The organism is Actinotalea sp. (assembly GCF_041597215.1).
Classification (GTDB): domain Bacteria; phylum Actinomycetota; class Actinomycetes; order Actinomycetales; family Cellulomonadaceae; genus Actinotalea.
Map to the genome: position 1 here is coordinate 1 of NZ_JBFHHB010000007.1, position 13172 is coordinate 13172.

General features: G+C 73.0%; 14 protein-coding genes. All 14 read left to right on the plus strand.

The window, feature by feature from the left end; all coding sequences use genetic code 11:
- Positions 1-3 precede the first annotated feature (3 nt).
- Entirely contained in the window at positions 4-585 is a 582-nt protein-coding gene (locus tag ABWK99_RS01390; protein WP_372592921.1) for a TlpA family protein disulfide reductase, read from the plus strand.
- Positions 582-1385: a cytochrome c biogenesis CcdA family protein gene (locus tag ABWK99_RS01395; protein WP_372592894.1), complete on the plus strand. Its 804-nt coding sequence runs from the start codon at positions 582-584 to the stop codon at positions 1383-1385. Before ABWK99_RS01390 ends, ABWK99_RS01395 begins: the two co-directional genes overlap by 4 nt.
- Complete coding sequence (locus ABWK99_RS01400; RefSeq protein WP_372592895.1) at positions 1385-2977, plus strand: cytochrome c biogenesis protein ResB; 1593 nt, start codon at positions 1385-1387, stop codon at positions 2975-2977. The genes ABWK99_RS01395 and ABWK99_RS01400 overlap by 1 nt, the downstream gene beginning before the upstream one ends.
- Positions 2959-3978: a c-type cytochrome biogenesis protein CcsB gene (gene ccsB, locus ABWK99_RS01405; protein WP_372592896.1), complete on the plus strand. Its 1020-nt coding sequence runs from the start codon at positions 2959-2961 to the stop codon at positions 3976-3978. The genes ABWK99_RS01400 and ccsB overlap by 19 nt, the downstream gene beginning before the upstream one ends.
- A gap of 119 nt (positions 3979-4097) precedes the next feature.
- Positions 4098-5417 carry an EAL domain-containing protein gene (locus tag ABWK99_RS01410; protein ID WP_372592897.1) on the plus strand — a complete coding sequence of 440 codons (1320 nt, stop codon included), beginning with the start codon at positions 4098-4100 and terminating at the stop codon, positions 5415-5417.
- Positions 5418-5602: 185 nt separating this feature from the next.
- The gene (locus tag ABWK99_RS01415; protein WP_372592898.1) at positions 5603-6079 is read left to right on the plus strand and encodes a dsRBD fold-containing protein; all 477 of its coding nucleotides are present in this window, start codon (positions 5603-5605) and stop codon (positions 6077-6079) included.
- A gap of 63 nt (positions 6080-6142) precedes the next feature.
- Positions 6143-7081 (plus strand): 5'-3' exonuclease H3TH domain-containing protein, encoded by a 939-nt coding sequence (locus ABWK99_RS01420; protein ID WP_372592899.1) that lies wholly within the window; start codon positions 6143-6145, stop codon positions 7079-7081.
- Positions 7082-7112: 31 nt separating this feature from the next.
- On the plus strand, positions 7113-7685 hold the full coding sequence (locus ABWK99_RS01425; RefSeq protein ID WP_372592900.1) for a DUF1697 domain-containing protein: 573 nt from the start codon (positions 7113-7115) through the stop codon (positions 7683-7685).
- A gap of 167 nt (positions 7686-7852) precedes the next feature.
- Entirely contained in the window at positions 7853-9394 is a 1542-nt protein-coding gene (locus ABWK99_RS01430) for a DEAD/DEAH box helicase (protein ID WP_372592901.1), read from the plus strand.
- Complete coding sequence (locus tag ABWK99_RS01435) at positions 9384-9974, plus strand: 1-acyl-sn-glycerol-3-phosphate acyltransferase (RefSeq protein ID WP_372592902.1); 591 nt, start codon at positions 9384-9386, stop codon at positions 9972-9974. Before ABWK99_RS01430 ends, ABWK99_RS01435 begins: the two co-directional genes overlap by 11 nt.
- A 137-nt stretch (positions 9975-10111) precedes the next feature.
- Positions 10112-10513, plus strand: a complete 402-nt coding sequence (gene msrB, locus ABWK99_RS01440; RefSeq protein WP_372592903.1) for a peptide-methionine (R)-S-oxide reductase MsrB — start codon at positions 10112-10114, stop codon at positions 10511-10513.
- An 85-nt stretch (positions 10514-10598) separates the two neighbouring features.
- Entirely contained in the window at positions 10599-11192 is a 594-nt protein-coding gene (locus ABWK99_RS01445; protein ID WP_372592922.1) for a hypothetical protein, read from the plus strand.
- A gap of 330 nt (positions 11193-11522) precedes the next feature.
- Positions 11523-12143 carry a DUF47 domain-containing protein gene (locus ABWK99_RS01450; RefSeq protein WP_372592904.1) on the plus strand — a complete coding sequence of 207 codons (621 nt, stop codon included), beginning with the start codon at positions 11523-11525 and terminating at the stop codon, positions 12141-12143.
- A gap of 6 nt (positions 12144-12149) precedes the next feature.
- Entirely contained in the window at positions 12150-13160 is a 1011-nt protein-coding gene (locus ABWK99_RS01455; RefSeq protein WP_372592905.1) for an anion permease, read from the plus strand.
- The last annotated feature ends 12 nt before the right edge of the window (positions 13161-13172 follow it).

A 13172-nucleotide genomic window follows, 5' to 3' on the forward strand; every position in this document is an offset into this window, starting at 1 on the left:
CCGATCGTCCTCGCGATCGCCGTCGTGGTGGTGGCGGTCCTGGCGCTGTCCTCCCTCGCGGGTTGCGTGAGCACGGCGGGGCTCACCGACGACGGCGAGGACGCGGGGTACGTCTCGGGGGACGCCTCGGTGACCACCTGGGACCAGGGCGCACGACCCGGGCCGATCGACCTCGTGGGCACCGACTACGCCGGGGAACCCGTCGACAGCTCCGCATGGATCGGTGAGGTCGTGCTGATCAACACCTGGTACGCGGCGTGCCCGCCCTGCCGTGCCGAGGCGCCCGATCTCGCGGAGATCGCGCGCGAGTACGCCGAGCAGGGGGTGCAGACGATCGGCGTGAACTTCACCGACGAGGCGGGCGCCGCCCAGGCCTTCGAGCGCACCTTCGACCTGCCCTACCCCTCGATCCAGGACACCGACGGCAGCGCCGTCGCCTCGCTCCAGGGCACCGTGCCCGTGCAGGCCGTCCCCACGACGGTCCTGCTCGACCGCGACGGACTGGTCGCTGCGCGGATCCTGGGCACGGCCGACCCGTCGACCCTGCGGACCCTGCTGGACGAGCTCCTCGCGGAGTCCGCATGAGCACGAGCCTCCCGGCTCTGCTCACGGTGGTCGCCACCGCCTCGGGCGTGCAGGACACGGTGCTGTCGGGGTCGATGCTGCTCGCCCTTCCCCTCGCCGTGCTCGCGGGCCTGGTCTCCTTCGCCTCCCCGTGCGTCCTCCCGCTCGTCCCCGGCTACCTCGGATTCGTCACCGGGATGGCCGGGAGCAGCGCAGGGGGCGCTCGACGGCTCAGCCAGGTCGCGCGCACCCGCATGGTCCTCGGGGTCGGGCTCTTCATCGGTGGGTTCACCCTCGTCTTCGTGACCTTCGGCGTCCTCGCCGGCACGCTGGGCTCCGCCCTCCTGCGCTACAGCGACCCGATCACCCGGGTGCTCGGCGTCGTCGTCGTGCTCATGGGCCTCGCCTTCGCCGGCTGGGTGCCGTTCGCCCAGCGGGAGCGGCGCTGGCACGTGTCCCCGCGCGCAGGGGTGTGGGGCGCCCCCCTGCTGGGGATCGTCTTCGGGCTCGGCTGGGCCCCGTGCATCGGCCCGACGCTCGTCGCCGTCTACACGCTCGCACTCGACCAGGCCTCCGCGGGTCGCGGAGCCGTGCTGTCCGTCGCCTACTGCCTGGGCCTCGGTCTGCCCTTCGTGCTCATCGCCCTCGGGCTGGAGCGCTCGGCCCGGGTGCTCGGCGTGCTGCGCCGGCACCCCGTGGCGATCATGCGGACCGGAGGGATCGTGCTCATCCTCGTCGGGCTCGCGCTGGTCACCGGGCTGTGGGGGGTCTGGACGCAGTCGCTCCAGGGCCTGGTCGGCGGCTTCGAGCCGGTGGTCTGATGGCCGAGGACGTCTCCCTGCCCGATCTCGGCGCCCGCGGCACGCTGCGCTGGATCTGGCGGCAGCTGACGAGCATGCGCGTGGCGCTCATGCTGCTGATGGCCCTCGCCGTCGTCTCGGTCCCCGGGTCGGTGTTCCCGCAGCGCCCGCAGAACCCGGCTGCGGTGGCGCAGTACCTGGAGAACAACCCGGGAGTGGGCCCGTGGCTCGACCGGCTCGGGTTCTTCGACGTGTACGGCTCGGTGTGGTTCTCGGCCGTGTACCTGCTGCTGTTCGTCTCCCTGATCGGCTGCATCCTGCCGCGGTTGTGGGTGCACCTGACCACCTGGGGGGCGCGCCCGCCGCGGACTCCCCGCCGTCTCGAGCGCTTCGAGGTGCACGAGGTGCGCGAGAGCGACGCGAGCCCCGAGGAGGTCATCGCCCTGGCCCGCACGGCGCTGCACGCCGGGTTCCTGGGCAGGTTCCGCGGCTTCCGGGTCGACACCGCCACCGAGCCGGACGGCGCGTCGACGCTCGCGGCCGAGCGCGGCTCGCTGCGGGAGACCGGGAACATCCTGTTCCACCTGGCCCTGATCGGCCTCCTGCTCTCGGTCGCCTCCGGCCAGCTGCTGCACTACCGCGGCCAGGCGATCGTCGTCGAGGGGCGCGGATTCGCGAACTCCCCGAGCGACTACGACACCTTCGAGACGGGATCGGCCTTCAGCGCGGACGACCTCGTGCCGTTCTCCCTGACGCTCGACCGGCTGGACGCCGAGTTCGACATCGCCTCGCGACCCACCACCTTCCGGGCCCTGGTCACCCTGCGGTCCGCCGACGGCGAGACGCGCGAGGACTACATCGAGGTGAACCGCGCGCTGGACACCGGTGGCGCGCGGGTCTACCTCCAGGGCAACGGCTACGCCCCTGACGTCACGGTGCGCGACGCGGACGGCGCGATCGCCTTCGCCGGTCCCGTCCCGTTCCTGCCCAAGGACTCCGCCTATCGCTCCGAGGGCGTGATCAAGGTCCCCGACGTGACCTCCGGGGACCAGATCGGTCTGGTGGGCTCCTTGCTGCCGACGGCCGTCGCCGCCGACGGCGGGTTCTTCTCCGCGTTCCCCCAGCCCGGCAACCCGCTCCTGGTGCTGCAGGTCTGGCGGGGCGACCTGGGCCTGGACACCGGGATCCCACAGAACGTCTACCAGCTGCAGAGCGACGCGATGACCCAGGTGGTCGACGAGGACGGCGCGGCCGTGACCCTGCTGGTCCAGCCGGGGGAGACGGTCGACCTGCCGGACGGCCTCGGCACCCTGACCTTCGACGACCTCCCGCGCTTCGCGGCGTTCGACCTGCGCTACGACCCCTCACTGCCCTGGGCGGCCGGTTCGGCCGCCGCTGCGCTGCTCGGGCTCGGGCTGTCGCTGTTCACCCCGCGACGGCGGCTGTGGCTGCGGGTCCGGGCGGGCGAGGGGGAGCAGGCCGGACGTACAGTGGTCGCCGGAGCGGCCCTGGCTCGTACGGACGACGCCGGCCTCGCCGCAGAGCTGGACCGCGTGCTGGACGCGGTCGGGACGCGTGACGAAGGGCAGGACCGATGGACGTCGCCGAGCTGAGCACCGTGCTGGTGTGGGGCGCGACCACCACCTACGCGATCGCCCTCGTGGCTTTCGCCCTCGACATGGCCCGCCGGGCCGAGGTGCTCGGGCGCGCCCGGGAGGAGGCGCGGCTCGCAGCCGAGGCGGAGGGCGTCCCTGCTCCGCGCGCCGGGCTGCTCGCCATGCGCCGCGGAGGCTCCGTGGTCATCGACCGACCGGGCACGGTGAGCGGACCCGGGGGCTACCGGCCGGGCAAGGCGCTGTCGATCGCGATGTCCACCACCGTCCTGGCCGTCGCCCTGCAGGTCGTCGGGACGGTGCTGCGCGGGATCGCCGCCGGTCGGGTCCCCTGGGCGAACCTCTACGAGTTCACGCTCATCGCGACCCTCGCCGCCGTCGTCACCTTCCTCGCGCTGAACCTGCGCCGTGACGTGCGCTTCCTCGGGGTGCTCGTGATCGGTCTGGTCACCATCGCCCTCGGTGTAGGCCTGACCGCGTTCTACGTCCCGGCCGCGGGGGTGGAGCCCGCCCTGCAGAGCTACTGGCTCGTCATCCACGTGTCGATCGCCACGATCGCCTCCGGTCTCTTCGCCGTCTCGGCCGCGGCGAGCGTGCTCCAGCTCCTCAAGGACTCCTGGGAGAACGCCTCGCCCGCCCTGGCGCACCGACGCTGGGCGCTGCTCGACTCGTTGCCCTCGGCGCGGGCCCTGGAGGCGCTCGCGTTCCGGGTGACCGCCGTCGGCTTCGTGCTGTGGACCTTCACCGTGGTCACGGGCGCCGTCTGGGCCGAGACCGCCTGGGCCCGGTACTGGGGCTGGGACCCCAAGGAGGTCTGGAGCTTCGTCGTCTGGGTCGTCTACGCGGCCTACCTGCACGCGCGGACGACCCGTGGCTGGTCGGGGCGCCGGGCGTCCTGGTTCGTCCTCGTCGGGTTCGCGACCGTCGTCTTCAACTTCACGGCCGTCAACCTGCTGCTGCAGGGCAAGCACTCCTACAGCGGGCTGACCACCGGCAGCTGAGCGGTCCGCCCGCCGGGTTCACCCGTCTGCCCGCCCGGATCACCCGTTCGGTGTCTCCCGCCGGGGGTCCGGTGTGCCGAGTACCGGGGAGGCGGAGGGTCCGCCGGGACAGGAGACCGATGGCGCGCACGCAGGCCGAGCAGCAGGTGGCCGAGCTGCTGCGTACCGCGAAGAAGGCGCTCGGGCTCAGCACGACCTTCCTCAGCAGGTTCGACGGGACCACGCAGGTCCTGCAGGTCGTCGAGTCGAGCGTGCCGCTGCTCTTCCCCGAGGGGTCCGAGCGCCCTCGGTCGAGCACCTTCTGCCAGGCGATCCTCGACGGTCGGCTGCCCGAGGTGATCCCGGACGTGCGCAAGCACCGCGTGGCGATGGCCCTGCCGGCCGCGCGCTTCCCGCGACTGCGCAGCTACCTGTCGGTTCCCGTGCGGCTCTCCGACGGGACGATCTACGGGACCCTCGGCGCCGCAGGACTGACGACCGACAAGAACCTCTCCGCCCGCGACAAGGCGCTGATGGAGGTGCTCGCCGCGGCCGCGGCAGCGGTCCTGGAGCCCGGGGTGGTCGAGGCCGCCCGGCGCTCCGCCATCGAGTCCCGGCTCCGTCCCGTGCTGGACGGGAGGGGGCCGACGGTGGTCATGCAGCCCATCGTCGACCTCGCCACGGGTCGGCGGGCAGGGGCCGAGGCGCTCAGCCGCTTCCCCGTGGAGTGGGGGCGGGCCCCGGACTCGGTCTTCGAGGAGGCGCACAGCGTCGGCCTCGGTGACGCGCTCGAGCTGATCGCGCTCGAGAACGCGGTCTCCCATCTCGACGTGGACGGGTACGTCGCGCTGAACGTCTCGCCGAGGACGCTGCTCTCGCCGGAGTGCGGTGAGCTCCTCGCACGGCTCCCGGCGGGGCGGATCCTGCTCGAGATCTCCGAGCACGAGAAGGTCGAGGACTACGAGGCGCTCGCGGCGGCGCTCGCTGCCCCGCGGGCCGCCGGGATGGGCCTCGCGATCGACGACGTCGGCGCGGGGTACGCCTCGTTGCGGCACATCATGCGCACCGCCCCCGACCTCATCAAGCTCGACCGGGGCATCGTGGCGGGGGTGTCGGACGACCCGGTACGCAGGACCCTGGTCTCCTCGCTGGTCGGCTTCGCGCACGAGAGCGGGGCAGGGGTGGTCGCCGAGGGGATCGAGACCCCCGCGGATGCGGCCGCCTGCCGCGCGCTCGGGGTGGACCTCGGGCAGGGCTGGTACTACGGCCGGCCCGGCCCGCCGAGCGGGCTCGCCCCGATCGTCACCGATCCGGTCCGGGACCGTGCGGGCGCTCGCCGATCGGCGGATCCGATCGTGCAGGGACGCGCTCAGGGGCGGGCGGTCGTGGACGAGGCCTCCGTCGAGACGCGCCGCATCGCCGTCGTCCCCCTCTCGGCCGTCGGCTCTCAGGGCACCTGAGCCCTCCCCGGCGCGGCGGTCCGCCGGCGGGCGCCTCGTCGTACGGATCGTGGGACGGGCCGTCTCACCGTGCGGTGGCGATCGACGAGATTGGGAGCGTGCCGTGCACGGGGCCCGACGTTGCCCTGACGGGAGGCCCGCACAGGCGCATGATGGAGGTGTCCCACCGACGGGGAGGAACGGCGATGAAGGCGTTCGTTGGCGATCGGTACGTGCAGGCGTCCGGGGTGGTCGACGGCCCCGTGCGCGACGGAACAGTGGTCGAGCTGCGGCATCCGGACGGAACCCCGCCCTATGTCGTGGAGTGGTCCGACACGGGGGAGCGCACCCTGGTGTACCCCGGCACGGACGCGCATGTGGAGCACGGGGAGACACAGGCCACGGCGGCCACCGGGCCACCGGCGGTCGTGTGGCGGGTCCAGCTCACGGTCACCCGTGAGGGCAACGAGACGACGGCCCATGCCGTGCTCGCTCCCGGGGAGCCGGACCACCTTGCTGCGCTCGGCCGGGCCCGGCGCAACCCGGAGGACGGGGACGTGGCGGTGATCGGCGACGAGGTCGCCGTCGCGCGTGCGCTGCACCACCTGGCCGACCGGCTGATCGACGCAGCCGAGGAGCAGATCGAGGACGCGACCGGGCGACCGGCGCGGGTGCACGGCTGAACCGAGCGACGAGAGGGCTCGTCCGCGTGCGGCGGCGTGAGCGCGCCGCCGTACGGTGGGGCCATGACCGGTCGTCCCCCGCTGCTGCTCCTCGACTCCGCTGCGCTGTACTACCGGGCGTTCTACGGCGTCCCGGAGTCGGTGCGCGCACCCGACGGGACGCCGGTCAACGCCGTGCGCGGACTGCTCGACATGATCGCGCGGCTCGTGACGGCGCGGCGCCCGTCACGGCTCGTGGCCTGCTGGGACGACGACTGGCGGCCGGCGTTCCGGGTCGACGCCCTGCCGAGCTACAAGGCCCACCGGGTCGGGGCGGAGGGCGGGGAGGACACCCCGCCCTCGCTCGCCGTCCAGGTGCCGGTGATCGTCGACGTGCTCGCTGCTCTGGGCGTCGCCCGCGTCGGTGCTCCGGGATTCGAGGCGGACGACGTCATCGGCACCCTCACGGCGCGCGAGCGGGCGGTCCCGGACGGCTCGCGTGTGCCCGTCGAGATCGTCACCGGGGACCGTGACCTCTTCCAGCTCGTCGACGACTCCGGTCCCGTCCGGGTGCTGTACCCCCAGCGCGGAGGCGCCGAGCCCGAGGTGATCGACCAGGCCCGGCTGGTGGCGAAGTACGCCGTGGCCGACGGAGCGGCCTACGCGGACATGGCCGCGCTGCGCGGGGACCCCAGCGACGGGCTGCCGGGCGTCGTGGGGATCGGTGAGAAGACCGCCGCGGCCCTGATCGCCCGTTTCGGCTCGCTCGACGGCGTGCTCGCGGCCCTCGAGGCGGGCGAGCCCGGCCTCACCGCGACGCAGCGCTCGCGACTCGCTGAGGCACGGGACTACCTGGCCGTCGCCCCCGGCGTCGTCCGCGTCGCCCGGGACATCGACCTGGGCCCGGTCGCCGACTCCGTCCCGCGCGCTCCCGCGGACCCCGAGGCGCTCGAGGCCCTCGCCGAGCGGTGGGGGCTGGACTCGAGCATCGCCCGCCTCAGGGCGGCGTTCGCGGCCCTCTGACCCGGCCGCGACCGGGGCCTAGCCTGGAGCCATGCGCTACGCGGTGTTCCTTCGAGGGGTGAACGTCGGCGGCCGGACGATCCGGATGGCCGAGCTGCGCGCGGCACTCGGAACGCTCGCCGTCTCCGAGCTGCGCACCCTGCTCGCCTCCGGGAACGTCGTCTGCCGGTCCGAGCTCGACGCCGTCGCGCTGCGCTCGGCCGTCGAGGGCGTGCTGCGCGAGGAGTTCGGCTACGAGGCGTGGGTGGTGGTGCTCGAGGCGGAGCGCCTCGCAGCGCTGCTCGCGGCCTGCCCGTTCCCCGCGGACTCCGACCAGGAGCACACGTACCTCACCTTCACCTCCGACCCGGCTGTCCTCGACGCGCTGGATGCGGCGGTCGTCGCTGTCGAGCCCGAGGCCCCGATGCGACGACTCGGCCCCGAGGCCACCGCCTGGACGGTGCCCCGCGGTGCGACGCTCGCCTCGGCGCGGGCCACGCTCTCGGGGCGGGCCCGGTTCGCCCCGTCGGTCACGGATCGCAACCTGCGCACGGTCCTCAAGGTCGCCTCGGCGCTCGACGACCTCGCGTCCGCCGAGGGAGACGCCCGTCACACGACGGGGTGAGATTCGTCCGCACATTCGTCCTATGAGCCGCGATGAGGCACACTGGGCACATCCCCCGGGGCGCGTCGACCGACCTGCCCCGGTCTTACCGTCGTGGAGCACCGGCCGGCCCAGAGCCTGCATTGCCGCCGCGAGCCCCGATACCCGCCGGAAAGGCGACCCCCTTCATGCCTGCTCAGCACACCTCTGCCCCGTCCACCCCGCACACCGATCTCCAGCCCACCTTCGCCGCTCTCGGCGTCCCGGCTGCGCTCGTCCGCTCGCTCGCCGAGCGCGGGATCACGGCCCCCTTCCCCATCCAGACCGCGACGCTGAAGGACACGCTCGCCGGGCGCGACGTGCTCGGCCGCGGCCGGACGGGCTCGGGCAAGACCCTCGCCTTCAGCCTGCCGATGGTGACGCGCCTGTCGGGCCAGCCGATGCGTGCGCGCCGCCCCCGCGGACTGGTCCTCGCACCGACCCGTGAGCTCGCCACCCAGATCGCGGCGACCCTCGAGCCCCTCGCAACCGCCGCCGGTCTGCGCGTCACCACGATCTTCGGTGGCGTCTCGCAGAAGCGTCAGACCGACGCGCTCGACCGCGGCGTCGACATCGTGGTCGCCTGCCCCGGCCGACTCGAGGACCTGCTCAAGCAGAAGTGCCTCACGCTCGACGACGTGTCGATCACCGTGCTCGACGAGGCCGACCACATGGCCGACCTCGGCTTCCTCCCCGGCGTGCGCCGCATCCTCACGGCCACGCCGTCCACGGGCCAGCGGATGCTCTTCTCGGCCACGCTGGACAACGGCGTCGACCAGATCGTCCGCACGTTCCTGAGGAAGCCGACGACGCATGCCGTCGACAGCGAGCAGTCGCCCGTCGCCGCGATGACGCACCACATCTTCATGGTCGACGGGGCCGAGACGAAGGCCGCCGTCGTGCGCCGCCTCGCCTCCGGCGACGGCCGCCGGCTGCTGTTCATGCGGACCAAGCACCAGGCCAAGAAGCTCGCCAAGCAGCTCACCGCCGAGGGCATCCCGGCCGTCGACCTGCACGGCAACCTGAGCCAGAACGCCCGCGAGCGCAACCTCGAGGCGTTCTCCTGCGGGGACGTCAAGGTCCTCGTCGCGACGGACATCGCGGCGCGCGGTATCCACGTCGACGACGTCGAGCTCGTCGTGCACGTCGACCCGCCGGCCGAGCACAAGGCGTACCTGCACCGCTCGGGCCGCACCGCGCGTGCCGGCAGCGGTGGGGACGTGGTCACGCTCGTCCTGCCGGAGCAGAATGGCGACGTGCGCACCCTGACCCGGCTCGCGAAGATCACCGCGACCCCCCGGCGCATCCGCGTGGGCGACCCCGTGCTCGAGGAGCTCGTCGGTCCGGCCGCCGCGTACGTGACGCCGACCGTGGTCCAGACGCCCTTGCGGCCGATCGCGGCCCGTCGCAGCAGCGGCGCGGGTGCGCAGGCCCCGGCGCGCCAGGGCGGCGGCGCTCAGGCCGGTCGCGGGCGCGGTCGCGGCCGCGGCCGCTCGGCCGAGCAGACCGGCCGGCCCGCCCGCGAGGGCTCCGGCGCTCGCCGTGGCGGCGGCTCGACCGCCGTCTACAGCTCGACCACCGGCCAGCCCAACGTCGGCACCGCGCCGAGCGGTGCGCAGTCCGGCGGATCGTCGAACCGTGGCAGCGGCCTGGTGGCGATGTCGAGCCGCGGTGGACGGCGTGGCCGCTGAGACCCACGGGCCCCGCGCCCGGTTCGCGCGCTGGCTGCTCCGGGTCTCCCGGTGGACGCTCGTCGGGTCGGCGCCCCGGCGGGCCATCGTCATCGGCGCCCCGCACACCTCGAACTGGGACTTCGTCTTCACCCTGCTCAGCCTCTGGGCCGACGGCATCTCCCCGCACGTGCTGGTCAAGCGCGAGATGTTCTGGTGGCCGATGGGCGCGATCATGCGATCCCTCGGCGCCATCGAGACGGATCGTGAAGGAGCGCGGGGCCTCGTCGAGCGGCTGACCAGGCAGGCGCGCGAGTCCGAGGACTTCGTGCTGGTCCTGGCACCGGACGGCACCCGGACGCCCACCGACCACTGGAAGTCGGGCTTCTACCGCCTGGCCACCGGCAGCGGTCTGCCGCTCGCCCTCGGCTTCGTCGACGGGCCCACCCGGACCACCGGGATCGGCGAGACGATCGAGCTCACGGGTGAGGTCCGCGCCGACATGGACCGCATCCGGGCCTTCTACGCCGACAAGCACGGCCTGCGCCCGGGTCGCGGGAGCACGGTCCGGCTCCGGGAAGAGGACCGGCCGGCCCGCTGAACGGGTCGGTTGCGCCGGGCGGAATAGGGCCCCGGTTCGCGACGTTCCCGCCCTCAGCGGCGCAGCTGCGCCGTTCGGGCGGATCACCCGGTGCGCACTGCGGACCGGTGACGCCCCTGGACCACCGGAGGTAGCTGATGACGTACGAGGTCGAGCGCACCGACGAGCAGTGGCGGTCAGCCCTGTCCGCCGAGGAGTACGCAGTGCTGCGTCAGGCAGCGACCGAGCGGCCCTGGACCGGCGAGCTCCTCGACGAGAAGCGTCTGGGCACCTTCGCCTGTCGCGCCTGCGGCAACGTCCTGTTCCGCACCGAGACGAAGTTCGACTCGCACTGCGGCTGGCCGAGCTTCTACGCCCCGACCGAGCAGGACTCCGTCGAGCTCGTCGAGGACCGCAGCCTCGGCATGGTCCGCACCGAGGTCCGGTGCGCCCGGTGCGGCTCGCACCTGGGGCACCTGTTCGACGACGCCCCGCAGACCCCGACCGGCGACCGCTACTGCATGAACTCCGTCTCGCTGAGCTTCGAGCCGGGGGAGTGAGCCCCACGATCTCGCCCTCCGGGCGGCGGGCGGGGACACTGGGAGCGTGACCGACCCGACCCCGCGGCATCCCCGCCGCCCGGCGATGCTCGACCCGCGTGCAGCGGACGAGCTCCCCGGCGACCTCGACCCGGCCCTGCGCGGGGAGATCGCGCACACGACCGCACAGGTGATCGTCCATCGCGGCCGGGCGAGCGAGGACCCGGAGGTCGTGGCGCGACTCATCAGGCTCGTCGAGGTCGAGGGCCTCGACGCCGTGGCGGGCATGTGGGCCGACAGCCCGGCGACGACCCTCCCCGGCACCCTCTGGCGCCTGTACGCGCTGCGCACCTGGGTGCGTCGGGACCCCAGCGCCGTCGCGGAGCGCTACCGCATGGGCGTCGGCCGTGCGGAGGTCCACGGAGCCGTCGCCGGGGTCGCCAGCCCACCAGGACCGTCGGAGGTCGCCGAGGTCCTCGACGCGGTGCTGTCCGGCGTGTTCCGGGCGGACCTCGCGATCGCCATCGAACGCGCAGCGGCCTTCTGCCGTGTCCTGGCCACGGGTGCGGCGGTCGACGCCGACCTCGTCGACGACGACGACGCCGCTCAGCGCCTGACGCACGGGGCGGCGGGGCTGTCCCGGACAGCAGAGGAGCTGACCACGGCAGCCGGTCTGTGGCGGGCCGGCCGACTCGACTGACAGTTACACTTCTTGCGGCGTCGGGCCGCGGTAGCCCCGGGCTCCACCTTCAGCCGCTACGAGCGGCCTTCGCGCCGTCAGGCGCTCTGCGGTCCGACGCCATCTCCCCCGCCGCCGCACAGGGCCCGTGAGCGCGCCCGGATCCGCGGCCGCACGGGCCTCCACCTGGGTCCGAGGTCCCGGTTCCGGGCGCCGTTCCGGACCTTCTTCTGCTGTTCATGCCGGGGTCGCCCGCCCCACGGGGAGTTCACAGGTAGGTGATTGGGAGTTCAAAGGCGCCCTCACTAGCCTGAACGCGTCACACCCCCTCTCACCCCCCGGAGCGCTGCCGTGCGCCTTCGTCTGACACCGACGAACACCACCTTCTTCGACCTCCTCGCCGAGTCCGCCCAGCTGCTCGTCGGAGGAGCCGACCTCCTCGGCCGCATGCTCGGCGCCGAACGCGCCGAGCGCAAGGCGATCGCCGGCGAGCTCCGCGACGCCGAGCACGTCGCGGACGAGGCGACCCACGCCATCATGCGCAAGCTGAACCAGACCTTCGTGACCCCGTTCGACCGTCACGACATCTACGGGCTCGCCTCCGGCCTCGACGACTGCATGGACTACATGGAGGAGGCCGCCGACCTCATCGTCCTGTACAAGATCGGGACCCTCCCGCCGCGTGTCGACCAGCAGGTCGACGTGCTGCGTCGCTGCGCGGAGGTGACCGCCGAGGCGATGCCGCGCCTGCGTGCCATGCAGGACCTCTCCGACTACTGGGTCGAGATCAACCGGCTGGAGAACGAGGCGGACAAGTCCTACCGCAAGCTCCTCGCGGAGATGTTCAACGGCTCGATGGACCCGGTCGACCTGATGAAGCTCAAGGACGTCGTCGACGCACTCGAGGGGGCGGCCGACGCCTTCGAGCGCGTCGCCAACCTCGTCGAGACCATCGCACTCAAGGAGTCCTGACGTCTCGTGGAGATCGCACTCGTCGTCGTCGTGGTCATCTTCGCCCTCGGCTTCGACTACACCAACGGCTTCCATGACGCCGCCAACGCCATCGCGACCTCGGTCTCGACGCGCGCACTGACCCCGCGCCGGGCCCTGCTCATGGCCGCAGTCTTCAACCTGCTCGGCGCCCTGCTCGGAGTCGAGGTCGCCAAGACCATCGGCTCGGGGATCATCGACCTGACCGCCGATGCGGGGATCGAGGCCCGTCAGGGGCTGGTCATGGTGCTCGCCGCCGTGATCGGCGCGATCGTGTGGAACCTCATCACCTGGTGGAGGGGGCTGCCGTCCTCGTCCTCGCACGCCCTGATCGGCGCGCTGCTGGGCGTGGGCCTCGCCGCCGGCGCGACCGTGCACTGGGAGGTCATCCTCGACAAGGTCGTCCTGCCGATGCTCATCTCGCCCGTCGTCGGGTTCGGCATCGCCTTCCTCGCGATGGTCGGCCTGCTCTGGGGCTTCAAGAACGCGAACCCGCACCGGGTGACCCGGCGCTTCCGGCTCGCCCAGACGGCATCGGCCGCCGCGATGGCGCTCGGTCACGGGCTCCAGGACGCGCAGAAGACGATGGGTGTCATCGTCCTGGCGCTGGTCGCCGGAGGGTTCCACACCGGCACCGACATCCCGCTGTGGGTGAAGATCGCCGCGGCGTCCGCCATCTCGCTCGGCACCTACTCGGGTGGCTGGCGGATCATGCGCACCCTCGGGCGCAAGGTGATCGAGCTCGACCCGGCCCGCGGGTTCGTCGCCGAGACGGTTGCCGCCTCGATCCTCTACACGACGGCCTTCGTCTTCCAGGCCCCGATCTCCACGACCCACACGATCACCTCGTCGATCATGGGGGTCGGTGCCACCAAGCGGCTCTCGGCGGTGCGCTGGGGCATGGCGGGGAACATCGCCGTGGCCTGGGTCCTGACGATCCCGGCCGCCGCGAGCGTCGCCGCCGTGATGTACGTCCTGCTGCACGCCGTCCTGGGCTGAGGCCGGCCGGAG

Excerpts from the sequence above, each read along its gene's own strand:
- ccsB (WP_372592896.1), top strand. The coding sequence starts at position 2,959 with ATGGACGTCGCCGAGCTGAGCACCGTGCTGGTGTGGGGCGCGACCACC.
- msrB (WP_372592903.1), top strand. The coding sequence starts at position 10,112 with ATGACGTACGAGGTCGAGCGCACCGACGAGCAGTGGCGGTCAGCCCTG.
- ABWK99_RS01420 (WP_372592899.1), top strand. The coding sequence starts at position 6,143 with ATGACCGGTCGTCCCCCGCTGCTGCTCCTCGACTCCGCTGCGCTGTAC.
- ABWK99_RS01415 (WP_372592898.1), top strand. The coding sequence starts at position 5,603 with ATGAAGGCGTTCGTTGGCGATCGGTACGTGCAGGCGTCCGGGGTGGTC.
- ABWK99_RS01400 (WP_372592895.1), top strand. The coding sequence starts at position 1,385 with ATGGCCGAGGACGTCTCCCTGCCCGATCTCGGCGCCCGCGGCACGCTG.
- ABWK99_RS01445 (WP_372592922.1), top strand. The coding sequence starts at position 10,599 with ATGCTCGACCCGCGTGCAGCGGACGAGCTCCCCGGCGACCTCGACCCG.
- ABWK99_RS01410 (WP_372592897.1), top strand. The coding sequence starts at position 4,098 with ATGGCGCGCACGCAGGCCGAGCAGCAGGTGGCCGAGCTGCTGCGTACC.
- ABWK99_RS01430 (WP_372592901.1), top strand. The coding sequence starts at position 7,853 with ATGCCTGCTCAGCACACCTCTGCCCCGTCCACCCCGCACACCGATCTC.
- ABWK99_RS01395 (WP_372592894.1), top strand. The coding sequence starts at position 582 with ATGAGCACGAGCCTCCCGGCTCTGCTCACGGTGGTCGCCACCGCCTCG.
- ABWK99_RS01425 (WP_372592900.1), top strand. The coding sequence starts at position 7,113 with ATGCGCTACGCGGTGTTCCTTCGAGGGGTGAACGTCGGCGGCCGGACG.